The organism is Bacillus sp. FSL K6-0993 (assembly GCF_037977205.1).
In the GTDB taxonomy this organism is placed as follows: Bacteria; Bacillota; Bacilli; order Bacillales; family Bacillaceae; genus Bacillus; species Bacillus subtilis.
This window is the reverse complement of the sequence record NZ_CP150275.1, coordinates 2,907,381-2,933,467: the sequence shown is the minus strand read 5'-3', so window position 1 is coordinate 2,933,467 and position 26,087 is coordinate 2,907,381. Positions and strand designations below refer to the sequence as shown.

26 protein-coding genes are annotated in these 26,087 nt (G+C 45.2%); 21 read left to right on the top strand and 5 right to left on the bottom strand.

Features of this window, described 5'->3' with window-relative positions:
- Positions 1-28 precede the first annotated feature (28 nt).
- Positions 29-1,327: a hypoxanthine/guanine permease PbuO gene (pbuO, locus tag MHH79_RS15285; RefSeq protein WP_003229234.1), complete on the bottom strand. Its 1,299-nt coding sequence runs from the start codon at positions 1,325-1,327 to the stop codon at positions 29-31.
- A gap of 96 nt (positions 1,328-1,423) precedes the next feature.
- On the opposite strand from pbuO, the gene pepV reads away from it, so the two are divergent.
- Positions 1,424-2,815, top strand: a complete 1,392-nt coding sequence (gene pepV, locus MHH79_RS15280) for a dipeptidase PepV (RefSeq protein ID WP_063335784.1) — start codon at positions 1,424-1,426, stop codon at positions 2,813-2,815.
- Positions 2,816-2,848: 33 nt separating this feature from the next.
- Here pepV and cysK read toward each other — a convergent pair whose 3' ends face one another.
- On the bottom strand, positions 2,849-3,784 hold the full coding sequence (gene cysK / locus MHH79_RS15275; RefSeq protein ID WP_015384397.1) for a cysteine synthase A: 936 nt from the start codon (positions 3,782-3,784) through the stop codon (positions 2,849-2,851).
- A gap of 148 nt (positions 3,785-3,932) precedes the next feature.
- Between cysK and thpR the strand changes: the two genes are divergently transcribed.
- The 5 genes from thpR to MHH79_RS15250 all read left to right on the top strand — a co-directional run bounded on the left by thpR (position 3,933) and on the right by MHH79_RS15250 (position 9,561).
- The gene (gene thpR, locus MHH79_RS15270) at positions 3,933-4,484 is read left to right on the top strand and encodes an RNA 2',3'-cyclic phosphodiesterase (protein ID WP_063335785.1); all 552 of its coding nucleotides are present in this window, start codon (positions 3,933-3,935) and stop codon (positions 4,482-4,484) included.
- A gap of 25 nt (positions 4,485-4,509) precedes the next feature.
- The gene (locus MHH79_RS15265) at positions 4,510-5,424 is read left to right on the top strand and encodes a hypothetical protein (protein WP_003229241.1); all 915 of its coding nucleotides are present in this window, start codon (positions 4,510-4,512) and stop codon (positions 5,422-5,424) included.
- Between the two features lie 48 nt (positions 5,425-5,472).
- Entirely contained in the window at positions 5,473-6,402 is a 930-nt protein-coding gene (locus tag MHH79_RS15260) for a YegS/Rv2252/BmrU family lipid kinase (RefSeq protein WP_063335786.1), read from the top strand.
- Between the two features lie 25 nt (positions 6,403-6,427).
- Positions 6,428-8,584, top strand: coding sequence for a type I pullulanase (pulA, locus tag MHH79_RS15255; RefSeq protein ID WP_340034701.1), 2,157 nt, complete (start codon positions 6,428-6,430; stop codon positions 8,582-8,584).
- A gap of 179 nt (positions 8,585-8,763) precedes the next feature.
- Positions 8,764-9,561 (top strand): phosphotransferase family protein, encoded by a 798-nt coding sequence (locus tag MHH79_RS15250; RefSeq protein ID WP_009967993.1) that lies wholly within the window; start codon positions 8,764-8,766, stop codon positions 9,559-9,561.
- On the opposite strand, the gene MHH79_RS15245 is transcribed toward MHH79_RS15250, so the two are convergent.
- Positions 9,562-9,840 (bottom strand): YtzH-like family protein, encoded by a 279-nt coding sequence (locus MHH79_RS15245; RefSeq protein ID WP_003237926.1) that lies wholly within the window; start codon positions 9,838-9,840, stop codon positions 9,562-9,564.
- Between the two features lie 206 nt (positions 9,841-10,046).
- Between MHH79_RS15245 and trmB the strand changes: the two genes are divergently transcribed.
- The 3 genes from trmB (at position 10,047) to MHH79_RS15230 (ending at position 13,386) form a co-directional block, all read left to right on the top strand.
- Positions 10,047-10,688: a tRNA (guanosine(46)-N7)-methyltransferase TrmB gene (trmB, locus tag MHH79_RS15240; RefSeq protein WP_014477684.1), complete on the top strand. Its 642-nt coding sequence runs from the start codon at positions 10,047-10,049 to the stop codon at positions 10,686-10,688.
- 69 nt (positions 10,689-10,757) lie between these two features.
- Positions 10,758-11,603 carry an MBL fold metallo-hydrolase gene (locus MHH79_RS15235; protein ID WP_014477683.1) on the top strand — a complete coding sequence of 282 codons (846 nt, stop codon included), beginning with the start codon at positions 10,758-10,760 and terminating at the stop codon, positions 11,601-11,603.
- Between the two features lie 82 nt (positions 11,604-11,685).
- Positions 11,686-13,386, top strand: coding sequence for an NAD-dependent malic enzyme (locus tag MHH79_RS15230; RefSeq protein ID WP_003229258.1), 1,701 nt, complete (start codon positions 11,686-11,688; stop codon positions 13,384-13,386).
- A 52-nt stretch (positions 13,387-13,438) separates the two neighbouring features.
- Here MHH79_RS15230 and MHH79_RS15225 read toward each other — a convergent pair whose 3' ends face one another.
- Positions 13,439-13,756, bottom strand: coding sequence for a PepSY domain-containing protein (locus tag MHH79_RS15225; RefSeq protein WP_014477682.1), 318 nt, complete (start codon positions 13,754-13,756; stop codon positions 13,439-13,441).
- 158 nt (positions 13,757-13,914) lie between these two features.
- On the opposite strand from MHH79_RS15225, the gene MHH79_RS15220 reads away from it, so the two are divergent.
- Positions 13,915-14,988: a M42 family metallopeptidase gene (locus MHH79_RS15220; RefSeq protein WP_014480574.1), complete on the top strand. Its 1,074-nt coding sequence runs from the start codon at positions 13,915-13,917 to the stop codon at positions 14,986-14,988.
- 54 nt (positions 14,989-15,042) lie between these two features.
- Here MHH79_RS15220 and MHH79_RS15215 read toward each other — a convergent pair whose 3' ends face one another.
- Positions 15,043-15,489 (bottom strand): YtoQ family protein, encoded by a 447-nt coding sequence (locus MHH79_RS15215; protein WP_003229263.1) that lies wholly within the window; start codon positions 15,487-15,489, stop codon positions 15,043-15,045.
- A 78-nt stretch (positions 15,490-15,567) separates the two neighbouring features.
- Between MHH79_RS15215 and MHH79_RS15210 the strand changes: the two genes are divergently transcribed.
- The 11 genes from MHH79_RS15210 (at position 15,568) to ccpA (ending at position 26,066) form a co-directional block, all read left to right on the top strand.
- A complete protein-coding gene (locus MHH79_RS15210) occupies positions 15,568-15,684 on the top strand; it encodes a hypothetical protein (RefSeq protein WP_004399150.1) in 117 nt (38 codons plus the stop codon).
- A gap of 38 nt (positions 15,685-15,722) precedes the next feature.
- Complete coding sequence (locus MHH79_RS15205) at positions 15,723-16,046, top strand: thioredoxin family protein (protein ID WP_063335789.1); 324 nt, start codon at positions 15,723-15,725, stop codon at positions 16,044-16,046.
- Positions 16,047-16,060: 14 nt separating this feature from the next.
- Positions 16,061-16,870, top strand: coding sequence for a DUF1444 domain-containing protein (locus MHH79_RS15200; protein WP_009967991.1), 810 nt, complete (start codon positions 16,061-16,063; stop codon positions 16,868-16,870).
- Positions 16,871-16,885: 15 nt separating this feature from the next.
- Positions 16,886-17,491, top strand: coding sequence for a YtpR family tRNA-binding protein (gene ytpR, locus MHH79_RS15195; RefSeq protein ID WP_309530162.1), 606 nt, complete (start codon positions 16,886-16,888; stop codon positions 17,489-17,491).
- Positions 17,492-17,650: 159 nt separating this feature from the next.
- On the top strand, positions 17,651-20,506 hold the full coding sequence (gene sftA / locus MHH79_RS15190) for a DNA translocase SftA (RefSeq protein WP_340034699.1): 2,856 nt from the start codon (positions 17,651-17,653) through the stop codon (positions 20,504-20,506).
- 248 nt (positions 20,507-20,754) lie between these two features.
- Positions 20,755-22,053, top strand: a complete 1,299-nt coding sequence (murC, locus tag MHH79_RS15185) for a UDP-N-acetylmuramate--L-alanine ligase (protein ID WP_003229274.1) — start codon at positions 20,755-20,757, stop codon at positions 22,051-22,053.
- A 161-nt stretch (positions 22,054-22,214) separates the two neighbouring features.
- Positions 22,215-22,637 carry a DUF948 domain-containing protein gene (locus tag MHH79_RS15180; RefSeq protein ID WP_003229276.1) on the top strand — a complete coding sequence of 141 codons (423 nt, stop codon included), beginning with the start codon at positions 22,215-22,217 and terminating at the stop codon, positions 22,635-22,637.
- A 30-nt stretch (positions 22,638-22,667) separates the two neighbouring features.
- Positions 22,668-23,123 carry a YtxH domain-containing protein gene (locus MHH79_RS15175; protein ID WP_004398549.1) on the top strand — a complete coding sequence of 152 codons (456 nt, stop codon included), beginning with the start codon at positions 22,668-22,670 and terminating at the stop codon, positions 23,121-23,123.
- 23 nt (positions 23,124-23,146) lie between these two features.
- The gene (gene ytxJ / locus MHH79_RS15170; protein ID WP_015251445.1) at positions 23,147-23,473 is read left to right on the top strand and encodes a bacillithiol system redox-active protein YtxJ; all 327 of its coding nucleotides are present in this window, start codon (positions 23,147-23,149) and stop codon (positions 23,471-23,473) included.
- Positions 23,474-23,709: 236 nt separating this feature from the next.
- Positions 23,710-24,786 carry a bifunctional 3-deoxy-7-phosphoheptulonate synthase/chorismate mutase gene (locus MHH79_RS15165; RefSeq protein WP_003223454.1) on the top strand — a complete coding sequence of 359 codons (1,077 nt, stop codon included), beginning with the start codon at positions 23,710-23,712 and terminating at the stop codon, positions 24,784-24,786.
- Between the two features lie 275 nt (positions 24,787-25,061).
- Complete coding sequence (gene ccpA, locus MHH79_RS15160; protein ID WP_003229285.1) at positions 25,062-26,066, top strand: catabolite control protein A; 1,005 nt, start codon at positions 25,062-25,064, stop codon at positions 26,064-26,066.
- Positions 26,067-26,087: the final 21 nt, after the last annotated feature.

Genomic DNA, 26,087 nt, shown 5'->3' with positions numbered 1-26,087 from the left:
GGCTGCCGTCTGGGTTTTTTGGTCTATGTTATAAAATAAACAGCTGGATGAAAAACAGAATGGCGAAAACGATGACGAGCGGATGAATCTCTCTCCATTTTCCCCGCGCCGCTTTTACTATTGGGTACGAAATAAAGCCAAGCGCGATTCCTGTAGAAATGCTAGAGGTCAAAGGCATGGCCAGAATGACGAGAAACGCAGGAAATGCCTCGTCCATCTCTTTCCAGTTCATATTGGAAACTGAGCCCATCATCAGGCTGCCGACGATAATCAAAGCAGGCGAGGTGATGGCGGCTATACCTGACAAGGCGCTGACAAGCGGACTGAAAAACATTGAAGCCGCAAACATCACCGCGACAGTCAAAGCCGTAAGCCCCGTTCTTCCCCCGGCTGCGACACCCGCCGAAGATTCGATAAATGCAGTCGTCGGACTTGTGCCGAAAACAGCTCCTACTGTCGTCGCGGTTGAATCAGCAAGCAGCGCTTTTCGCACGTTCGGCAGCTTGTTGTTCTTCATCAGCCCGGCTTGCTCGGCAACTCCGATCATCGTGCCTGTCGTATCAAAAATTGTGACTAATAGAAAAGAAAAGACGACAGCGTACAGGCCGTGATGAATGACATCGCCAAAAGCGGTAAATGGATTTGAGATCATCAATCCTTCCGGCAAATGAGGAAGCGACATAAATCCCTTTGAAAAATGGAGCTGACCGGTGAAAAAGGCGATCAAAGCGGTAGCTGCCATTCCGATAAATAAAGCGCCGCTTACATTCAGCACCATCAGGACCACGCTGATCAAAAGGCCAACCAGCGTTAAGATAACACCAGGTGAATGCAGATTGCCGAGAGTGACCAGGTTTGACTCATCAGCTGCCACAATTCCCGCTTGACGCAAACCGATAAAAGCAATAAACAGCCCGATCCCTGTTGTGATCCCGTATTTTAAATTGTTTGGAATCGCTTCTATAAGTTGTTTTCTTAAAGGCGTTAACGATAGAATAATGAAGAGAACCCCTGCTGTAAATACTGCGCTGAAAGCTGTTGCGTACGTGATGCCGCCATCGCTTGCGCTTACGACATGAAAGGCTAAATAAGCGTTCAAGCCCATGCCGGGCGCAATAGCAATCGGATAATTTGCTGCCAGGGCCATCCACAGCGTTCCGACAATGGAGGCAATAATCGTTGCGGTGAACACCTGGTCGAAAGGAACCCCGGCGTTAGCCAGAATGACCGGATTGACCACGACGATATAGACCATTGTGAAAAAGGTCGTCAGCCCTGCTATGATTTCTTGCTTTATGGATGTTTGCTGCTCTTTTAGATGAAACATAGTATCCTCCAATTACGAACGTTTTAACAAAACACCATTAATATTATTCGTTTTATTTGGTTTTTGCAAGTCATTTCTTGCGGAAAGGGGATCATTATGAACTGGGAAGTTGAAGTGATCAGAAAAAAAGAGGATTTAATTCGTGATACGCAGGAATTTTTGAGAATCAACAGTGTCATGGACGAAACAACCGCCGGACCCGGTAAACCGTTTGGAGAAGGGGTAAATGCCAGCCTGACTTCATTGCTGGAGCTTGGAGAAAAAGAAGGCTTTACAACAAAAAATCTTGACGGCTTCGCAGGTCATATTGAATGGGGGGAGGGCGATGACATTATCGGCGTACTTTGCCATGTTGACGTCGTGCCGCCGGGAGATGGGTGGACGAGTGATCCATTTTCAGCTGAAATCCGCAACGGACGGATTTATGCAAGGGGCGCCATTGATGACAAAGGCCCGACAATGGCGGCATTCTACGCGCTGAAAATCGTGAAAGACATGAATTTGCCCCTGTCCAAGCGAGTCAGAATGATTATCGGAACAGATGAAGAAAGTGATTGGAGATGCGTAGAGCATTATTTCAAGCATGAAGAAATGCCAACAATGGGCTTTGCGCCTGACGCCGATTTTCCGATCATTAATGCAGAAAAAGGGATCATTGATGCTTCTTTACTTATTCCGCACCGCCCAAATCAAGCAGAAGCAAAGGCAGTGCTTGTCTCGTTTCAATCAGGCCTTCGTTTAAACATGGTGCCTGACGCTGCGGAAGCTGTCATTGAAGGGCCGAAAAAAGAAGAGATTCTGTCTTCATTTAAAGACATGCTCCGCACGACGGACCAAAAAGGGAAAGCTGCAATAGAGAACGGACAGCTCATTTTGCGTATGTACGGTCTTTCCTGCCATGCGATGGAACCGAACAATGGGATCAATGCCGGCATTTTATTGTGCGAATTTCTCCAGCAGACTGAGCTTGACGATGCAGGAAAGCGGTTTGTGCAAGTTGTGACAGATAAGTTCTCAGGTGATACAAGAGGAAAAAAACTGGACATCGACTGTGAGGATGAAATCAGCGGTGAGCTGACATTAAATGTCGGAACACTGCGCTATAAAGAAGGGCAAGGAGGCGAGCTCGGGATCAATATCCGCTATCCTGTGACAGCAGAAAGCAAAGCGATCCGCGATGCATTCGAAAGCGCATCTGAATTTGAGCTGGGAGAATTCAAAGACAGCAAGCCGCATCACGTGTCCGCAGATCATCCGTTAGTCAAAACCCTGCAAAAGGTTTATGAAGGCCAGCTGGGTAAAAAAGCTGACTTAATCTCAATTGGCGGGGGGACTTATGCGAGATCCTTAAAAGCCGGTGTCGCGTTCGGCCCGCTGTTCCCCGGACGCCCCGACAGCGCACACCAAAAGGATGAATATATCGAAATTGATGACCTGCTGAGATCGACAGCGTTATATGCTCAGGCAATTTACGAGCTTGCAAAATAAAAGGGCCGGCTTCTGCTGAAGCCAGTCCTTTTTTTAAATAAATGACCATAAATCAGTTGATAAGTACCGTTCTCCTGTATCAGCTGTCATGCAGACCACAACTTTGTCAGGAGAGAGGCGTTTCGCTGTTTCGATTGCCGCGAAGCAGGCAGCGCCTGATGAAGGACCGACAAGAATTCCTTCTTCAGCAGCAAGCCGTCTTGTCGTCGTATACGCGTCTTCATCAGAGATTTTGATAATTTCATCATAAACGTCTTCATTTAAAATCGGCGGTATAAAGCCTGGGCTCGTTCCTACAAGTTTATGCGCGCCAGGTTTTCCGCCGGATAATACAGGCGAACCCGCTGGCTCAACAACATGAACCGTGATATCCGGAAAAAGCTCTTTGAGCGCCTCACCTGTTCCGGTAATGGTTCCGCCCGTTCCAGAGGAGGCGACAAAAGCGCCGAGCGGTTTTCCGATTTCCTCTATTGCCCGGGCGATTTCAGGCGCTGTTGTTTTCCGGTGCGCATCAGGATTGGCAGTGTTATCGAACTGCATTGGAATATAGCTGTTCGGAATTTGTTCGGCAAGCTCCTTCGCTTTTTTGATGCTGCCCGGCATTCTTTCCTCTCCGGGAGTTAATACAACCTCTGCACCGTAAGCTTTAAGTAGGTTGATCCGTTCCTTCGTCATCGTATCAGGCATAACTAAGATTGCTTTATATCCGCGTGCTGCCGCATTCATGGCGAGCCCGATTCCGGTATTTCCGCTTGTCGGCTCTATAATAACTGATCCCGGCTTGAGTAAACCGTTTTGTTCAGCTTCTATGATCATTTGATAAGCGGCTCTGTCTTTCACACTGCCGCTCGGATTGAAAAATTCAAGCTTTAAATAGACTTGTGCCGCATTTTCCGGCTGAAGCCGATTCAATCTCACTAGCGGTGTATCTCCTATCAGATCAGCTGTGTTTGTAACGATTTTCAACATTGTCATTCCTTTCTGAATAAAACAAGTGTCATATAATATCCTAACATAATAAACGTTTGTGCGAGAGTGTTTTCATACACTGTTCCTCTATCCGCATAGCCTCTTTATTGATAAAATAATAGCTGTCAAAGAAGGGAGTGTCAGACGGATGCCAGATATACGGCCTCATTATTTCATCGGCGTTCCCATACCTGAGGGAATTGCAAATCCGATCTACCAGGCTGCGAAAAACGAACCGATATTGACGTTTCAAAAATGGGTGCACCCGCTTGACTATCATATCACGTTAATTTTTCTCGGAGCGGCGGATGAGACTCAAATAAAGAAGCTAGAAGGTTCGCTAACAGAGATTGCTTCAGAAATTGACCCATTTTCAATTGAGTTTGGCAAGATAGATGTATTTGGCGACCGCAGAAGGCCGCGCGTTTTACATCTGGAGCCAAAGAAAAACAAAACGCTTGATAGACTGCGGGAACATACGAAGCAGGCTGTACTTCAGGCCGGCTTTCAAGTGGAAAAAAGACCGTATCATCCTCATATGACGCTGGCAAGAAAATGGACAGGCGAAGATGGATTTCCAGCTCATGTTCCGTTTGAAAGCGGCGAGGTTTCGATGGTGGCTGAACGATTTTCGCTCTTTCAAATACACTTGAACCAATCACCAAAATACGAGGAAATATTCAAATTTCAATTATCTTAATTCATTGCGGAGTGGAGAAACAAACATGGCACAAATCATCAAAATTCATGATTATATATCGAGATATGAGCTTGATCCGTACCATTATATCAACCAGTTTGTACGTCTGAAAAAAGAGCGCTGGCTTTCACTAGTAGAAGCAGCGGAGCGCCAGCATGAAGAAAGGCAAGCCAGTGCTGAAGAACCGGAACCGGTGCAGAAACGAAAAAAATTTTCATTGAAAAGAAGAAAAGAAGAGATAAAAGCCGATATACAAGAAGAGAGACACCAATGGTTTGAGGACGAAGAAGATATTCATGTAAGGCTCCCGAAGAGCAGGGTGGCGCTTGCTTCTTTTTATAAAAGACATTTATATGATTTTCAGCTCAAATGGGCCAGCTCTACTCTTTCAGAAATATCTCAACTCTCAAACCAGGTGAAGCAGGACCGCATTTTGCGTTATCTGACCCAGCAGCTGCCTGATTCTTATTTTATTATGTATAAGCCTGTGCTGAAAATTCAGCAGGCGGCGGTTGAATTAAGCATTGTGATTATTTCTCCTCTGGAAATTTATTGCGTTTCTTTTTTAGAGGCTGAGGAAGACAGTGTCTACATAGGGTCTAAAAATCGTTTTTGGGACAAGAAAACAGCCTCTCAGACTGCATCAGTGTTAAATCCAGGGCTTAGCCTGTTTCGTACGGACTCGGTTGTGTCAAAGATCGTAAAGGAAAAACAGGCTGAGATTCCAGTTCGAAAATTGCTTCTGAGCAGAACGTCGTACATCGATTACCCAGAGCCGCCATACGGCTTAGAAATAGCGGATAAGCGGAGCGCGGAAGAATGGATTGAGCGGCAGAAGAAAAACACTGCGCCGATCAAACATCATCAGGTAAAGGCTGCAAAGGCTCTATTGTCTTACTGCATGTCTGACTCCTATCGCAGACAGGAGTGGCTGGAGTAAAAGAGAACGATTTGAGCGGTTTTCTCATAACATAAGCAGGTGAGAAAGATGAGCCATTGGTTTTTTATTATTAATCCGACAGCAGGACATCGGAACGGCCTGCGTGTTTGGAAGTCCATTCAAAAAGAATTGATCAAACGAAAGGTTGAGCACCGTTCATTTTTAACTGAACATCCGGGACACGCCGAGGTGCTCGCCAGACAGATTTCAACGATACAAGAATATAAGCTGAAGCGCCTGATCGTCATTGGCGGAGACGGAACCATGCATGAAGTTGTCAACGGGCTGAAGGATGTTGACGATATTGAGCTGAGCTTTGTGCCGGCGGGCGCGTATAATGATTTTTCGAGAGGGTTTTCTATTAAAAAAATCGATCTGATACAGGAAATCAAGAAGGTAAAGCGCCCGTTAACAAGAACCTTTCATTTAGGGAGCGTCAATTTCCTTCAGGATAAATCACAGATTCTTTATTTTATGAATCATATCGGGATCGGGTTTGACGCATATGTCAATAAAAAGGCGATGGAATTTCCGTTGAGACGGATTTTTCTTTTTCTCCGCCTTCGATTTCTTGTGTATCCGCTTTCTCATTTGCACGCTTCGGCAACCTTTAAGCCGTTTACGTTAGCTTGTACGACGGAAGACGAGACGCGCGAATTTCATGATGTCTGGTTTGCCGTTGTATCGAACCATCCGTTTTACGGGGGAGGCATGAAGGCGGCGCCCCTAGCAAACCCGCGCGAGAAGACATTTGATATCGTAATCGTTGAAAACCAGCCGTTTTTGAAAAAATATTGGCTTTTATGTCTCATGGCATTTGGAAAACATACAAAGATGGATGGCGTTACGATGTTTAAAGCGAAGGACATTACATTTTACACGAAGGACAAAATCCCGTTCCATGCTGACGGAGAAATCATGGGCACTACCCCGTTTCGTCTGGCATCTAGTCCTTCACCCCTAAGGATCAAAACATAAACGTGTTTGAAGGAGAGAGCTTCCGATGGTCAGCATCCGCCGCAGCTTCGAAGCGTATGTCGATGACATGAATATCATTACTGTTCTGATTCCTGTTGAACAAAAGGAAATCATGACACCGCCGTTTCGGCTTGAGACAGAAACAACAGTTTTTCCTCTGACTGTCAGGGAGGAATACTCCCTTGAAGCAAAATACAAGTACATCTGCGTATCCGACCATCCTGTGACGTTTGGAAAAATCCATTGCGTCAGAGCATCCAGCGGCCACAAAACGGATCTCCAAATTGGCGCGGTCATCCGGACGGCTGCGTTTGATGACGAATTTTATTATGACGGAGAGCTGGGCGCCGTTTATACCGCGGATCATACCGTATTTAAAGTATGGGCGCCTGCTGCAACCTCAGCTGCTGTCAAGCTTTCACACCCCAATAAAAGCGGGCGCACATTCCAAATGACTCGGTTGGAAAAAGGCGTCTATGCCGTTACGGTCACAGGTGACCTTCACGGATATGAGTATTTGTTTTCCATCTGCAACAATTCAGAATGGATGGAAACCGTTGACCCGTATGCAAAGGCTGTGACAGTAAATGGAGAGAAGGGCGTCGTCTTGCGCCAGGATCAAATGAAATGGACTGCTCCTCTTAAACCATTCTCACACCCTGTGGATGCCGTCATCTATGAGACGCATCTTCGCGACTTCTCCATCCATGAAAACAGCGGCATGATAAACAAGGGAAAATATTTAGCGCTGACGGAAACTGAAACACAAACCGCAAATGGCAGTTCTTCGGGACTGGCGTATGTAAAAGAGCTTGGTGTTACACATGTGGAGCTTCTGCCGGTGAATGATTTTGCCGGAGTTGATGAAGAGAAGCCGCTTGATGCATACAATTGGGGATATAACCCGCTTCATTTCTTTGCCCCGGAGGGAAGCTATGCCTCAAACCCTCATGATCCTCAAACGAGAAAAATAGAGCTGAAACACATGATCAATACCCTGCATCAGCACGGTCTGCGAGTCATTCTGGATGTTGTTTTTAACCATGTGTATAATCGCGAGAATTCACCCTTTGAAAAGACAGTGCCCGGTTACTTTTTCCGGCACGACGAATGTGGGATGCCGTCAAACGGCACCGGCGTTGGCAATGATATTGCATCAGAAAGAAGAATGGCGAGAAAGTTTATTGCAGATTGCGTGGTCTATTGGCTTGAAGAATACAATGTCGACGGCTTCCGATTTGATCTCCTCGGCATTTTAGATATTGACACCGTGCTTTATATGAAAGAGAAAGCAACTAAGGCAAAGCCCGGAATCCTGCTTTTTGGAGAAGGGTGGGATCTGGCTACACCGCTGCCGCATGAACAGAAAGCTGCTTTGGCGAACGCGCCAAGAATGCCGGGCATCGGTTTTTTTAATGATATGTTTCGTGACGCTGTAAAAGGGAACACCTTTCACCTTATGGCAGCAGGGTTTGCGCTCGGCAGCGGTGAATCAGCACAAGCTGTGATGCATGGAATTGCCGGGTCTTCCGGATGGAAGGCATTAGCACCGATTGTTCCGGAACCAAGCCAGTCCATCAATTATATCGAATCACACGACAATCACACCTTTTGGGATAAAATGAGCTTCGCGCTTCCTCAAGAAAATGACAGCCGAAAGCGAAGCAGGCAAAGGCTTGCAGCTGCGATTATTTTGCTTGCCCAAGGGGTGCCGTTTATTCACAGCGGCCAGGAATTTTTCCGGACGAAGCAGGGAGTGGAGAACAGCTATCAGTCCAGTGACAGCATCAACCAGCTCGACTGGGATCGCCGTGAAACGTTCAAAGAAGATGTTCACTATATCCGCAGGCTGATCACGCTAAGAAAAGCGCATCCTGCATTCCGTCTTAGGTCCGCTGCAGACATCCAGCGCCATCTTGAATGCTTGACGCTAAAAGAACACCTTATCGCATACAGGCTTTATGATCTTGACGAGGTTGACGAATGGAAAGATATCATTGTTATCCATCACGCGAGTCCAGCCTCCGTCGAGTGGAGGCTGCCAAACGACATACCTTATCGGCTTTTATGTGATCCATCAGGATTTCAGGAAGACCCGGCAGAAATCAAGAAAACGGTTGCAGTAAACGGCATCGGAACGGTTATCTTATATTTAGCATCAGATCTTAAGAGTTTTGCTTGACGAAGTTTGTGCTATAGCGCTAAAATTTAAAGGACGGCTATTGATTAGCATATGAGACTCTCAATAGCTGTCTTTTTTATTTTTATACGATTCGTACGAAAAAGGCATTCGCTGGATAGACTAGAAACGATTAGCCTTAATTCTAAAATATTTTAAGAAATGATGGGTTGAACATTGATATGAACTGGTTGGGACAATTACTAGGTAGCGATTGGGAGATCTTCCCCGCCGGAGGAGCTACAGGAGATGCATATTATGCGAAACATAACGGGCAGCAGCTTTTTTTAAAACGTAATAGCTCACCTTTTTTAGCTGTTTTATCCGCCGAAGGCATTGTTCCGAAGCTGGTTTGGACAAAACGGATGGAAAATGGGGACGTCATTACGGCCCAGCACTGGATGACCGGCAGAGAGCTGAAGCCTAAAGACATGAGCGGACGGCCCGTTGCTGAATTGCTTCGTAAAATACACACATCAAAAGCCTTGCTGGACATGCTGAAGAGACTTGGAAAAGAACCGCTGAACCCGGGGGCTCTTTTGTCTCAGCTGAAGCAGGCTGTATTTGCTGTGCAGCAATCTTCGCCGCTGATTCAAGAAGGGATCAAGTATTTGGAAGAACACCTGCATGAAGTGCATTTCGGTGAGAAAGTCGTTTGCCATTGTGATGTCAATCATAATAACTGGCTATTGTCTGAAGACAACCAGCTGTATTTAATTGACTGGGACGGCGCCATGATCGCTGATCCGGCGATGGACCTCGGGCCTTTGCTGTACCACTACGTCGAAAAGCCAGCTTGGGAGAGCTGGCTGAGCATGTACGGCATAGAGCTGACAGAAAGCCTTCGGTTGCGAATGGCTTGGTATGTGTTATCTGAAACAATTACTTTCATTGCCTGGCATAAAGCAAAAGGAAATGATAAGGAATTTCATGATGCAATGGAAGAGCTGCATATCCTCATGAAACGAATTGTTGATTAATCAGGAATACGAATCCATTTGCTCTACCCATTGAGACAGGCTGTTCTGATGCTCTTGTATGTGTGAGTCGATGGATTTGGACGATATTCCTGATTGGCTGTAGCGGTAAACATCTTCAAGCACGTTTTTGAAATTTGAATCAAGCTCGGTGTTTGCCATCAGTGATTTAATCACACGCTCAAGCTGCTCGTACTCTGCGACTGTTCCGCAGCAGTCCAATTGATGGTCAGTCAATATATCCTTCAATAAATGAACTTGATGCTCATAATGTAAACCCATAACGGTACACATCCCTTCAGTATCATACGGGTTAAATTGTTCAAAACAGAGCGTTTTTATACATGTGAAAGGAGTGTTCCAGCAGACGGGACCCTCTTTTTTTATGCGCTCGGTCTTAAGAGAGATACACTGGAAAAACGAGCTTGCGGGTCTTTTTAATTCATGGTATGTTGTTAGTCGAAATAATAGATAGAGGTGTCAATCATATGAGAATGCGCCACAAGCCTTGGGCTGATGACTTTTTGGCTGAAAACGCAGATATTGCCATCAGCAATCCTGCTGATTATAAAGGGAAATGGAACACAGTGTTTGGCAACGACAATCCGATCCATATCGAGGTTGGTACAGGAAAAGGCCAATTTATTTCTGGCATGGCCAAACAAAATCCCGACATCAATTATATTGGTATTGAGTTATTTAAAAGCGTCATCGTGACAGCCGTCCAAAAAGTAAAAGACAGCGAAGCGCAGAATGTAAAGCTTCTGAATATAGATGCGGACACGCTGACGGATGTGTTTGAGCCGGGGGAAGTGAAACGGGTCTACTTGAACTTTTCTGATCCTTGGCCGAAGAAACGGCATGAAAAACGCCGCCTGACATATTCCCACTTCCTCAAAAAATATGAAGATGTAATGGGCAAAGGCGGAGCGATTCATTTTAAAACGGACAACCGAGGTTTGTTTGAGTACTCTTTGAAGAGCTTCTCTGAGTACGGCCTGCTGCTGACATACGTCAGTCTCGATTTGCATAACAGCAATCTGGAAGGCAATATTATGACAGAATATGAAGAAAAATTCTCTGCTCTCGGCCAGCCGATCTATCGGGCTGAGGTTGAATGGAGAACGTAAAGACAGACTCTGACAGGAGTCTGTTTTTTTTATGGACCGTTTGCTACCATGATGACAGGGGGGATGAAAATGGAAACAATGAAAATTGGTAATATCACGTTGACCTGGCTTGACGGGGGCGTGACGCATATGGACGGAGGTGCCATGTTCGGCGTCGTTCCAAAGCCGCTTTGGTCTAAAAAATATCCAGTCAATGAAAAAAACCAGATTGAACTAAGGACAGACCCTATTTTGATTCAAAAGGATGGGCTCAATATCATCGTTGACGCCGGAATTGGGTCCGGCAAGCTGACTGATAAACAAAAACGAAACTATGGCGTGACACAAGAGTCGAATGTGAAACCCTCATTAGCTGCACTCGGATTAACGGTTGCCGATATAGATGTGATCGCAATGACACACCTTCATTTTGATCATGCATGCGGTCTAACGGAATATGAAGGTGAACGGCTCGTCTCTGTCTTTCCGAATGCAGTGATTTATACATCAGCTGTTGAATGGGACGAAATGCGCCATCCGAATATCAGGTCGAAAAATACGTATTGGAAAGAAAATTGGGAGGCTGTAGCTGGCCAAGTCAAAACCTTTGAAGACACCTTAACGATCACAGAGGGTATTACAATGCATCACACCGGAGGCCATAGCGACGGACACAGTGTCCTGATATGCGAGGATGCGGGTGAAACTGCCGTACATATGGCAGATCTGATGCCGACACATGCCCACCGCAATCCGCTATGGGTGCTGGCTTACGATGATTATCCGATGACCTCTATCCCGCAAAAGCAGAAATGGCAGGCGTTCGCAGCAGAAAAAGACGCTTGGTTTATTTTTTATCATGATGCCGAGTATCGCGCCCTTCAATGGGAGGAGGACGGAAGCATCAAAAAGTCAGTTAAGCGAATGAAGCAATAGCATATTTTTATGTTTACCCTGCATGTTTTCCGGCTAATAATGCAAACCTAGTACTAATTATGCTCAGAAAGGAAGAGGCAGGGTGAAACAATTCAGAGTAACAAACGAAGGAGACATTCAAACAACATTAAGAGGCCTTGAAGTGCTCTCTGTTCCTTTTTTGAACAAAGGTGTTGCTTTTACTGAGGAAGAAAGAAAAGAACTTGGTTTAAAAGGCTTTCTGCCGCCCAAGGTATTAACAATTGATGATCAGGCGAAAAGAGCGTATGAACAATATTCCGCACAGCCTGACGATTTGAGTAAAAATGTCTATTTAACGGCGCTGCACGATCGGAATGAAACGCTGTTTTACCGCCTGTTAAATGACCATTTAGGAGAAATGCTCCCGATTGTCTACACACCGACAGTCGGAACGGCAATTCAGAGATACAGCCATGAATACAGAAAACCACGAGGGCTCTATCTGTCAATCGATGACCCGGACGGTATGAAAGAAGCATTTAAACAGTATAAAGATCAAAGCGATACGATCGATTTAATTGTTGCAACTGATGCAGAAGGAATTTTAGGAATCGGTGACTGGGGCGTCGGAGGAATCGCGATTTCTATTGGCAAGCTGGCGGTTTATACAGCGGCTGCGGGCATTGATCCGAGCAGAGTGCTGGCTGTTGTTTTAGATGCGGGGACAAATCAGGAGAGCCTCTTGAACGATCCGCTTTATGTCGGCAACCAGCATTCCAGAGTGCGCGGGGAACGCTATGACCAATTTATTGACGACTACGTTGCGCTGGCGAGAGAAACATTTCCGAATGCATTACTGCATTGGGAGGATTTCGGGGCGAAAAACGCGCGAAGCATTTTGAAACGCTATAAAGATAAAGTGTGTACCTTCAATGATGATATCCAAGGAACTGGCGCTGTTTCTTTGGCCGCAGTCTTATCCTGTGCAAAAGCGTCTAAAGTTCCGCTGAGGGATCACAGAGTTGTTATATTCGGAGCGGGAACGGCAGGAATCGGAATAGCCGAACAGCTGCGGGAAGCATTGGTGCGCGAGGGACTGAGTGAAGAAGAATCATACAAGCGCTTCTGGTGCATAGACAGAAACGGGCTGTTAACAGATGATATGGATCAGCTTCTTGATTTCCAAAAGCCGTATGCTCGTTCGGCTGATGAAGTGAAGGATTATCAGCGGAACGGAGACGGCGGAGGCATTGATCTTCTTGAAGTGGTCCGGCAGGCGAAACCGACGATCCTGATCGGCACATCTACGGTTTCCGGCGCTTTCACTGAAGAAATTGTAAAAGAAATGGCGTCACATGTGAAACGGCCGGCGATTTTGCCAATGTCAAATCCGACAACTCTTTCTGAAGCAAAGCCGGAGGATTTAATCGAATGGACAGAAGGCCGTGCGCTGATCACGACAGGAAGCCCGTTCCCGCCAGTTGAATATAACGGAGTTACGTATCATATCGGGCAGGCGAACAACGCGCTTGTCTTCCCTGGTCTCGGTCTTGGAACGATTGTTACCAAATCAAAATTAATTACCGACGGCATGTTTGAAGCATGTGCCCGGGCAATCGCAGGTATGGTCAATGTCGGGGTGCCTGGCGCGCCGATGCTTCCAAAAGTTGAAGATTTGCGCACTGTTTCGGCAACCGTTGCTGTTGAAGTTGCAAAAACCGCAATGAAGGAAGGCGTCGCTACGGAAGAGCCTGAAGACATTATACAGGCAGTGCAGGATGCGATGTGGTATCCGGTATACAAACCGATTCGCGCGATATAATAAAAAAGAGCCGCTGCGTAGGCAGCGGCTTCTATTTTTTGCTTGTCCGGTGTTAAGAGGCGATTGTATCAATGACATCAACAATTTCTCCCGTTTTCGCATCCACCATGACTTCATACTGTTCTAATTCTCCGAAAGCTGATCGTGTAATGCCGGTTTTGTATACCTGTACCGTTTCTCCGTTAATATTGTAAGGCTCCGGCTGGGTGTAAATCCATGATCCGTCAATCGGGCCCCGCTGCTTAAAAGCAGATTTTACAATTCGAAGCGCTTTTTCTGAAGAAATATAAGGCTTCATCACATATTGTTTCACAACGACAGCCGTACAAATTCCAAGTCCTGCTCCTAAAAGAAGATGACGCAATTTCAAAATAAAGCACCTCCTGGTTGATCGTACTTTTCATTATACAGAAACAGCCAAATCCTGTTAAGCAATACGCGGCTGATCGAGCAGATTGGGTCAGGGTGCTTGGAAAACTTCATTGTTTCTAATAAAATAAAAGGACTACATAGAAATGAGGGGAAAACATGAATCAAGAAACGAAAGCGCTTTTCCAAACACTGACGCAGCTTCCCGGCGCGCCGGGCAATGAGCATCAGGTTCGTGCTTTTATGAAGCAGGAGCTAGCCAAATATGCCGATGACATCGTTCAGGACAGACTGGGAAGTGTTTTCGGAGTCAGACGAGGCGCAGAGGACGCACCGAGAATTATGGTAGCCGGGCACATGGACGAAGTCGGCTTCATGGTGACATCCATTACAGACAACGGGCTGCTCAGATTCCAGACGCTCGGAGGCTGGTGGAGCCAAGTTTTGCTTGCGCAGCGGGTTGAAATTCAAACAGATAACGGGCCGGTTCCGGGTGTGATTTCAAGCATACCGCCGCATTTATTGACAGATGCACAGCGAAACCGTCCGATGGATATCAAAAACATGATGATCGATATTGGAGCGGATGATAAGGAAGACGCCATCAAAATCGGCATTAAACCGGGACAGCAGATCGTGCCTGTTTGTCCGTTTACGACGATGGCGAATGAAAAGAAAATTTTATCAAAAGCATGGGATAACAGATATGGATGCGGCTTAAGCATTGAACTTCTGAAGGAATTACACGGTAAAGAGCTTCCGAATACACTCTATGCGGGTGCAACGGTTCAGGAAGAAGTAGGGCTAAGGGGCGCGCAGACAGCTTCTCATATGATTAAACCGGACTTGTTTTTCGCCCTTGACGCCAGCCCGGCAAACGATATGAGCGGAGACAAAAATGAATTCGGCCAGCTTGGAAAAGGCTTTTTGCTTCGCATTCTTGACAGAACGACAGTCATGCATCGCGGAATGAGGGAATTCGTTCTTGATATGGCTGAAACGCATGATATTCCATATCAATATTTTGTATCCGGCGGGGGAACAGACGCAGGCAAGGTTCATATTTCGAACAGCGGTGTGCCGTCAGCGGTTATCGGAATATGTTCCCGCTATATTCATACAAACGCTTCTATCATTCATATTGATGATTATGCTGCTGCTAAAGAAATGCTCATTAAACTTGTAACAGCCTGCGATAAGCAGACGGTGGATGCGATTAAAGAAAATATGTAGGTTTCATAAAAGCTTGTTGAACGAGCAGTAAGCCCGGATCGACAAGCTTTTTTCTTATTCTGTTTCAAATAGATAGGAAAGGGCCTTAATGGCTTGGTTAACGGTTTCAACCGTAATATTCGCTTTATTGGAAAGCTCTTTTAAAGGATGGTGGAGCGATTCTGGCCGGATGATAATCAGGGGTTTTCCTTTTGCGATCGCATATGATGCATCCATTGCCGTGTTCCACTGTTTGTACTTTTCGCCAAACAGGGCGATCACAAAGTCTGCTTTATTCATCAGGACGGCGGTTCTGAAGTTGTTGATGTCAGAGGCTTTGTCATCTTTTAAAACGGCATTTGGCTGTACGCCCATAATTTCTTCACCAATATTGTCTGAGCGGTCATGATTCTCCATCGGGCCAACAAACGTAATCGGGAGCTTCAGTGATTTTGTTTTCTCTTTAATTTCCTCGCGCCAATTGCTGTGGATTTCTCCTGCTAAATAGACGATAAACTCCATATAAAAATCCCTCCTTATGTATGTCCATCTGTAAATTTTACCCTCATGTACACGATGTTAAACGAAACGAGCTTGATAATGCAAATAAAATATGATAATGATAATGGGAAAGCCAATCTTACATATTCATTCGTTGCATATAAGTGGTTTTGCCTCAAGCAGTTTGGTATGATCCAAATGGACGAGTATCGATAAAAAACATGTAAGAACATAAACAACTGGAGGGATATGAAATGAAAAAAATTGAATCAACTCAAGAGCTGGAAAAAGCGGTAAAGGATGATTGGTCTGTATTTATGTTTTCAGCCGATTGGTGCCCGGATTGCCGTTTTGTAGAGCCTTTCCTGCCTGAACTGGAAGCGGATTTCCCTGAATTCACCTACTACTACGTAGACCGTGACAAATTCATTGATACATGTGCAGAGTGGGAAATTTACGGAATCCCAAGCTTTGTGGTGTTTAATGAAGGAAAAGAAGTAAATCGTTTTGTGAGCAAAGACCGCAAAACAAAAGAAGAAATTGAACAGTTTTTAACAGACTCTCTCGCTAAAGCGTAAAGGAGGACATCGGTTTGAAAATGACCTCAAGGAAGCTGTCAGATATACTGAAACAGCGCCTTCAGCACGAGAATCGCTCCTTTCTGTTTGACAGAGAAAAAGACACCCTCCGTGTTGAGGATCAAACGACTAAAAAAGGGATTACGCTCGATTTGCCGCCGATTATTGCAAAATGGGAACTGAAAAAAGACGAAGCCATTGATGAGATCGTGTACTATGTCTCCGAAGCGATGACGGCAATGGAAGGGAAGGCTCAGGAAATGACCGGGAAAGAAACTCGCATTTATCCGGTCATCCGCTCGACTTCCTTCCCGGACAAGTCCAGCGAAGATATTCCGCTCATTTATGACGATCATACCGCAGAGACAAGAATTTATTACGCGCTAGATCTCGGGAAAACCTACCGTTTAATTGACCAGCGCATGCTTGAGAAAGAAAACTGGACAAAAGAGCGGATCAGAGAGACGGCCGCATTTAATCTCCGTTCCCTGCCGACGGTTGTCAAAGAGGATACGGTTGCCGGCAATTACTTTTATTTCTTCAGGGCAAACGACGGATACGACGCAAGCCGGATTTTGAACGAAGCGATCTTAAATGAGTATAAGCAGCATGCAGAAGGTGAGCTGGCGATCTCTGTTCCTCATCAGGACGTTTTGATTCTTGCTGACATCCGGAATGAATCGGGGTATGATATTCTAGGACAAATGTCGATGAGCTTCTTTGCAGGCGGCACCGTCCCGATTACCGCCCTTTCATTTTTGTACAATGAAGGAAAGCTGGAACCGGTGTTTATCCTGGCGAAAAGCCGTCCGAAAAAGGATTAGAAAGGATTTTTACTTATGAACGCTTTTTTTAATAAAGAAGGTGTGGGAGACACGCTCCTGATCTCTCTTCAAGATGTGACACGCGAACAATTAGGCTATGAAAAACACGGCGACGTCGTCAAAATTTTCAATAACGAAACAAAAGAAACAACGGGCTTCAACATTTTCAACGCGTCTTCTTACTTGACCATTGATGAAAACGGCCCTGTTGCGCTCTCAGAAACATTCGTGCAAGATGTGAATGAAATTTTAAACAGAAACGGCGTTGAAGAAACATTAGTCGTTGATTTATCTCCGAAGTTTGTTGTGGGGTATGTAGAATCAAAAGAAAAACATCCGAATGCGGATAAATTAAGCGTATGTAAAGTCAACGTAGGAGAAGAAACGCTTCAGATCGTCTGCGGCGCGCCTAACGTTGACCAAGGCCAAAAAGTTGTCGTTGCCAAAGTCGGTGCTGTGATGCCTAGCGGACTTGTCATTAAGGATGCAGAGCTTCGCGGCGTTCCGTCAAGCGGAATGATCTGCTCAGCGAAAGAGCTTGATTTGCCGGATGCCCCTGCTGAAAAAGGCATCCTTGTGTTAGAAGGAGACTATGAGGCGGGAGACGCATTTCAGTTTTAGACTCCCATAAATCCGCCAAAAAAAACGAATCATGTGAAAAGCCGCTAAGCCCTTGTTTAGCGGCTTTGTTTCTGCTGATAGCTTAATCTTTTCTGGGCCGACCAGCAGTGGTATACTAAAAACCGTCCCAGAAAACTATAAGGGAGTTAGAGATAAATTATGAGTTGGCTTCATAAATTTTTTGATTTGTTTTTAGGCGAAAGCGAAGAGGATGCTGAACGGGAGACAAAACCCGCTCAAATTCCGCAGCAACAAGAAGTACATCATCCTGAAGGACAATTAAAAAGATTGGAAGATCCTAAAATATATTATGAATATCCAAAAGGCAAATTCCGTTTTCCAGTCGTGCCTGACGGATACAAAAATCATGACCTGAGAAGGCGCCGCACACCATCGGACGAACCGAAATCCGCGCCTCATCCAAGTGCTGCACCTTACAGAGAGCGTCCCAGAAATGAAGAAGAGCAGCATACATATCAAGCATCAGAGCCGGCGAAGAAACCGTTTAAACCGACAAATATCCCTTCGCCTGTCTATGGATTCAATCAAAAACCATCTGTTAAAAGGGATGTGCCGAAAAAGCCTTCTGAAACATTGAACGAACCGGATAAATCGGTAAAAGAGAAGGTAACACTGCTGTCAGAAGAGATCGAACGTGAACGCGGCTATCCTGCTTCAGACACACAGGCGCATTCCAAAAAAGAAAGTCCTTTCTTCCCGGATACCCAATTTGAAAAACAGCCTTCTGGCATTTTAAACAGAAAGGATACGGAGCATGATGAGGCGCTGGCGAAACGGCCAGCCGAGCCGTCAGGTAACAGAGTGCCATTTGAGTCAGGCGTTCAACAGCCGGAAGAGGAGCCTTTCTTCCCAGCTGAACATGCCGAAGAGCAAACACCGCCGGAGATGCTCACAGATACGGTGGCTGAAGGGCTTTCAGACAGTGAAGTAGGCCGCGAAGAGCCTGCAGCGGCTGAGGAAGAACAAAGGGAGCAGCAGCCAGAGAAACTTGAAGAGCCTGTTTTCTCCGCTGAACTTGATGAAGAGCAAACAGCTCCTGAATCTCGGACTGAGTCAGTATCTGAGGATGCAAAAGCAAAAGAGCCGTCAGACAGCCCAGTATACAATCATCATGAAAACGCGGCAGAAGGTGCTGAGTCCCCGTTCGTTCAAGAAGAACAAATGGACATTCGTCAGGAAGAGCCTTTATTGACTGATCATGAGTATTCATCAGAGGCTCTGGCTCAAGCAGAAACTGTGGCAAAAGAATCAGAAGAGCCGTCAGACAGCATAATAAATAATCATTATGACATCCTGGGAGAGGCTCAGGAAACGAAGATAGATGTTCAGCCATACAGCCATGCAGAGCCTGAGAAAACTGAACGCTTGGAGCAGGGTTCCAAATCGTTTTCTGCAACCCTTGAAAACCGGCAGGAAATTCGCGCAGACAAACCTCGCGAAGCTTCAGAAGAGCCGAAAAAAAGGCCTGGTGTACAGGAGAAAAGGACCGAACAAAGCGCATCTTCTCAAAAAGGGCCATCCGTTCCTTTTAATGTGATGATGCTGAAAAGAGATACGCATAAACAGCAAAAAGCAGAGGAGCGCCGCGGCAGCTATGTATTTCCGAATGTTGCACTGCTTGATGTCCCGCCAGCGCAGGTTCAAGATGATACTGCGTGGATCGAAGAACAGCGTCAGCTTCTTGATTTGACCTTGAAAAATTTCAATGTCCGCGCCAATGTGGTCCATGTAACCCAGGGTCCGTCTGTCACGAGATTTGAAGTGCATCCTGAACCAGGTGTAAAGGTGAATAAAATCACCAACTTGTCCGATGATATTAAACTCAGTCTCTCAGCGAGAGATATTCGGATTGAAGCGCCGATTCCGGGGAAAAACACGATCGGAATAGAAGTGCCGAACCGCACGAGCAAGGTGGTTGATTTGCGCCAGATGATTCGCAGCTCCGCTTTTAGGACAAGCAAGTCACCGCTCACAGCTGCGCTGGGATTAGATATTTCGGGAAATCCTGTCGTTATCGACTTGAAGAAAATGCCGCATGGCTTGATTGCCGGCGCTACAGGCTCCGGAAAAAGCGTATGCATCAATACAATATTAGTCAGCCTGCTTTATAAAGCTGACCCGAGTGAGGTAAAGGTGCTGCTGATTGATCCGAAAATGGTAGAGCTGGCCCCTTACAATAAAATTCCTCACCTCGTCAGCCCGGTCATTACTGACGCCAAAGCGGCTACCGCTGCTTTAAAATGGGTCGTTGAGGAAATGGAGCGCCGCTATGAGCTTTTTGCCCATTCAGGTGTCCGCGACATTGACCGCTTTAATCAATTAACTGCTGAACACCAAATGGGTGAAAAGCTGCCATATTTAGTTGTCATTATTGATGAGCTTGCAGATTTGATGATGGTGGCTCCAAACGATGTGGAAGAAAGCATTGCGCGGATCGCCCAAAAAGCCAGAGCGTGCGGTATCCATCTTCTCGTCGCAACTCAGCGTCCGTCAGTCGATGTCATTACAGGTCTGATTAAGGCGAATATCCCAACGAGAATCGCCTTTTCTGTCTCAAGCCAGGTTGATTCCCGAACAATTATTGACATAGCCGGTGCAGAAAAGCTTCTCGGAAAAGGAGATATGCTCTTTTTGGAAAACGGCTCGGGAAAACCGGTCCGTCTGCAAGGTAACTTTGTGTCAGACCGGGAAATCGACCGCGTTGTTTCCCACGTCAGAAGCCAAATGCCGCCGACCTATTTATTTGAACAAGAAGAGCTCGTAAGACAAGGATCAGCCCTGAAAGAAGAGGACGAACTGTTTTACGAAGCGTGTGAGTTTGTTGTAGAGCAAAACAGTGCGAGCACTTCAAGCCTGCAAAGAAGATTCAGAATCGGTTACAATCGTGCGGCAAGGCTGATCGACATGATGGAAGCGGAAGGCATGATCTCTGAGGCAAAAGGAAGCAAGCCTCGAGAGGTGCTGATCACAGCAAGTGATTTAATAAACGAATAATATGGGTTCATTTTCACACCAAACATGGTATGATAGTGTTTAGAGCATTTAACAGCTATGCCGCTTTACAGCAGCTGTGCATAGACAAATCTTGATATCTGGGTTTAATCGGAAAGAAATAACCTGATACTAAACATAACAAAACATATAAAATACGCCGCTAAGGGGGCTTTTCAGCCGCCGCGGTCGCAAATTGAAATGAGCGTCATATACTGGGGAACAGATAGACGTTTGTTGGAGGTACAATTATGACTGTTTATCATTTTGTTGGAATAAAAGGGACCGGTATGAGTCCGCTTGCCCAAATACTTCATGATAATGGATATACTGTCCAAGGATCGGATATCGAAAAATTTATTTTTACGCAAACAGCGCTTGAAAAAAGAAATATTACGATTCTTCCTTTTAGCGCGGAAAATATTAAACCCGGCATGACAGTCATCGCCGGAAACGCATTCCCAGACACGCATCCTGAAATAGAAAAAGCGATGTCTGAGGGAATTCCGGTGATACGTTATCATAAGTTTTTAGGCGACTACATGAAAAAATTCACGAGTGTTGCCGTTACGGGCGCACACGGCAAAACGTCGACTACGGGTCTGCTGGCTCACGTGATCCAAAACGCAAAACCGACGTCTTTCTTAATCGGAGACGGAACAGGCCAGGGAAATGAAAACAGCGAATATTTTGTGTTTGAAGCGTGCGAATACCGCCGCCATTTCTTAAGCTATCAGCCGGATTACGCGATTATGACGAATATTGATTTTGATCACCCTGATTACTTCTCAAGCATTGACGATGTATTTGACGCTTTCCAAGAGATGGCTCTTCAAGTCAACAAAGGCATTATTGCCTGCGGAGACGATGAGCATCTGCCGAAAATCCATGCGAACGTCCCGGTTGTGTATTACGGCACGGGGGAAGAAAATGATTTTCAAGCCAGAAACATCGTAAAAAGCACGGAAGGGACAACTTTTGATGTCTTTGTCCGCAATACGTTCTATGATACGTTTTATATTCCTGCGTACGGCCACCACAATGTATTAAACTCATTGGCGGTCATTGCGTTATGCCATTATGAAGAAATTGATTCCAGCATCATTAAGCATGCTCTCAAATCCTTTGGGGGCGTCAAACGCAGATTCAATGAGAAGCAGCTTGGGGATCAAGTGCTGATCGATGACTATGCTCATCATCCGACAGAAATAAAAGTGACAATTGAGGCGGCAAGACAGAAATATCCTGATCGGGAAATTGTCGCGGTATTTCAGCCTCATACATTTACACGGACGCAGCAGTTTCTTGACGAATTTGCAGAAAGCCTGAGCGGCGCTGACTGTGTGTATTTATGCGATATTTTCGGCTCAGCCCGTGAGAATGCCGGAAAGCTGACGATCGGTGATCTCCAGGGAAAAATTCATAATGCCAAGCTGATTGAAGAAGATGACACATCTGTTTTAAAAGCTCATGATAAAGCCGTTCTCATCTTTATGGGAGCAGGAGATATCCAAAAATATATGAGAGCCTACGAAAACGTCATGGCATAATAAAAAGCAGTGATCTCACTGCTTTTTATTTATCTGATGGGAAAGCTTATTAAAGGATTTTCTTACATAACGGAGAATAGTATGTATACAGCCCAGTACACATGTTTATGATTGAAGAAAACGGGTAAACAGCAGTATATCCTGCAGCAAGGAGGTTTGAGATGATTATTATTCTTTATTTGAGCGTTGCACTCATCGCAGTTGCATTTCTCGTATTAGTGATCTACTTGTCTAAAACATTGAAGTCACTGCAGCTGACACTAAAAAACGTCGCATCCACTCTTGAAGGGCTGGAGGGACAAATGAAGGGCATCACAACTGAAACAGCCGAGCTTTTACATAAGACCAACCGCCTGGCTGAAGATATTCAGGAAAAATCAGAAAAGCTGAATACGGTCGTTCATGCTGTTCAAGGAGTGGGAGCTTCTGTACAGCAGTTCAATACATCCATGAAACAAGCGGCAGGGTCTGTATCGGCATCAGTTAGAGAAAATCAAGATAAGATCAATCAAGTTGTCACATGGAGTCAAGCAGCAATGGAAATTTGGGAGAAATGGAAGCAAAAGAAAAAATCAGCCCTGTAAGAGAAAAAAATACTAAGAGGAGGAATAATGATGAGCAAAGATGGAATTAATAGTAAAGATTTTTTAATCGGAACTTTAATCGGGGGAATCATCGGTGCCACTACAGCTCTTTTTCTAGCGCCTAAATCAGGCAAAGAACTTCGCGACGATCTCGGCAGCCAAGCTGTTGCTTTACGGGACAAAACTGATAAAATGACGGCAGATGCGAAGGAAAAAGGCACGCAATATGTCAGCATCGCAAAAGACAAAACTTCCAACATCACACAGCTTGTAGCGGATCAGTCTGGGCAGATCATGAACAAGGTAAAGGATTTAAGAGACCGTTCCAAATCTGACAAAACGGATTCATCGACTGCAATGCAAGATATGAGGGAAGAAGCGATGCAGGCGGCTGATGAAACAAAAGATCAAGTCCTCCAGACGAAAGAAGATGTAAAAGACGAACTGAAAGATGCACAAAAACAGGCTGAGCAGTTGAATCGCTGAGCAGGGAAGGAAGAGCTTGAGTCATGGCTAAACAGCTTATTCAATCTGAGGAAGAATTTAAACGGATTGCAGAACAGGAAGGCGTTTTCGTCTTCTTTAAACACAGCACCACATGCCCGATCAGCCAGGCAGCATTTCATGAGTTTGATGCCTTTGCAAATCAGCATGAGGATGTGCCGGCTTACTATCTTCAAGTACAAGAAGCCCGGCCGCTGTCCAATTTCATTGCAGAAACATATGGGGTCAAGCATGAAAGCCCTCAGATATTCATCATCCAGAACGGTGAAGTGAAATGGCATACCTCACATTCACAAATTACAGAAGCCGCTATTGAGCAGCATTTGTCATAGAAAAAAGCGTCCAGATATCATCTGGCGCTTTTTTTTTGTAAAAAACCCTTGAACATTGCCCTCACATCATGTAGGATAGCTTCATAGATTACTTTATCACTTAAAAGCGTTTGGGTAATAAAGTAGAGTTTTTATAAAATTTTTTGTATTTCAGTATTTCCATTTGGAATTACTTATAGTAAGATGCATGATAACTACAAAATAAAAAATGAATGTGCAGGGAAAGGATGAAAAAAATGAGCAACACAGAGTTAGAGCTTTTAAGGCAGAAAGCAGACGAATTAAACCTACAAATTTTAAAACTAATCAACGAACGCGGAAATGTTGTAAAAGAGATCGGTAAAGCGAAGGAAGCACAGGGTGTCAACCGATTTGACCCTGTCAGAGAACGCACAATGCTGAACAATATCATTGAAAACAATGACGGGCCGTTCGAAAATTCAACCATCCAGCACATTTTTAAAGAGATATTCAAAGCCGGTTTAGAGCTTCAGGAAGAAGATCACAGCAAAGCGCTGCTTGTCTCCCGCAAGAAAAAACCTGAAGATACAATTGTTGATATCAAAGGCGAAAAAATCGGAGACGGCCAGCAAAGATTCATTGTCGGCCCATGTGCGGTAGAGAGCTATGAGCAGGTAGCTGAAGTCGCTGCAGCTGCGAAAAAACAAGGGATTAAAATTTTGCGCGGTGGAGCCTTTAAGCCTCGTACGAGCCCATACGATTTCCAAGGGCTTGGTGTTGAAGGCCTTCAAATTTTAAAACGTGTAGCGGATGAATTTGATCTGGCGGTTATCAGTGAAATCGTAACTCCGGCTCATATCGAAGAAGCGCTGGACTACATTGATGTCATTCAAATCGGAGCGCGCAACATGCAAAACTTCGAATTGCTGAAGGCGGCCGGCGCAGTGAAAAAGCCAGTGCTTCTGAAACGTGGTCTTGCTGCAACGATCTCTGAATTCATCAATGCTGCTGAATACATCATGTCACAAGGAAATGACCAAATTATCCTTTGTGAGCGCGGAATCAGAACATATGAAACAGCAACGAGAAACACGCTGGATATTTCAGCTGTGCCGATTTTGAAACAAGAAACGCATTTGCCAGTCTTTGTTGATGTTACGCATTCAACAGGCCGCCGTGACCTCTTGCTTCCGACAGCTAAAGCCGCTTTAGCGATCGGTGCAGATGGCGTAATGGCTGAGGTTCACCCTGATCCGTCAGTCGCACTTTCTGACTCTGCTCAGCAAATGGCGATTCCTGAATTCGAAAAATGGCTGAATGAACTGAAGCCAATGGTGAAAGTCAACGCTTAATTGAACAATCCAAAAGGCCGCGCCTGCGGCCTTTTTTTATGCTTTCTCGTTTATTTAGTTATAAAAACCAAGTATACGTTTTCATCATCTATAAAAACGTGTATAATTTCATGAGAAGTAATTAAATTTGATGAATAATGAAAAATAATGTACACTACTGACTTACGCTTACAAATCATAAACGACATAAATTCGGACATTATGACATTTCTCTACATAAAGTGTTTATGCTATAGATAAGGATAAGTGTATCCAGTAAAAGGAGTGGTTTTAGGATGAGCAATATTACGATCTACGATGTAGCGAGAGAAGCTAATGTAAGCATGGCAACCGTTTCCCGTGTCGTGAACGGCAACCCGAATGTAAAACCGACAACGCGGAAAAAAGTCTTGGAAGCCATTGAACGTCTCGGTTACCGTCCAAACGCGGTGGCAAGAGGGCTGGCAAGTAAAAAAACAACAACTGTAGGTGTCATCATTCCCGATATCTCAAGCATTTTCTATTCAGAGCTTGCACGCGGAATTGAAGATATCGCGACAATGTATAAATACAATATTATTTTGAGCAACTCTGACCAAAACATGGAGAAAGAGCTGCACTTGTTAAACACAATGCTCGGCAAACAAGTGGACGGCATCGTGTTTATGGGCGGAAACATTACGGACGAGCATGTGGCGGAATTTAAGCGTTCCCCAGTGCCGATCGTACTTGCTGCTTCTGTAGAAGAGCAGGAGGAAACACCGTCAGTCGCTATCGATTACGAACAGGCGATTTATGATGCCGTGAAGCTTTTGGTTGATAAAGGACATACAGACATCGCGTTCGTTTCCGGACCAATGGCAGAACCGATCAACCGTTCGAAAAAACTCCAAGGCTACAAACGTGCGCTTGAAGAAGCGAACCTTCCGTTTAATGAACAATTTGTAGCTGAAGGGGATTACACATATGATTCCGGACTCGAAGCACTGCAGCATCTGATGAGCCTGGATAAAAAACCGACAGCCATTCTTTCTGCAACTGATGAAATGGCACTGGGCATTATCCATGCTGCTCAGGATCAGGGCTTATCCATTCCGGAGGATCTCGACATTATCGGTTTTGATAATACAAGATTAAGCCTTATGGTTCGCCCGCAGCTTTCAACAGTTGTTCAGCCGACATATGATATTGGCGCCGTTGCGATGAGACTGCTGACGAAGCTCATGAATAAAGAGCCGGTTGAAGAGCATATCGTCGAACTGCCGCACCGTATAGAGCTAAGAAAGTCAACCAAGTCATAAGAAAAACAAAGAGCAAGCTTC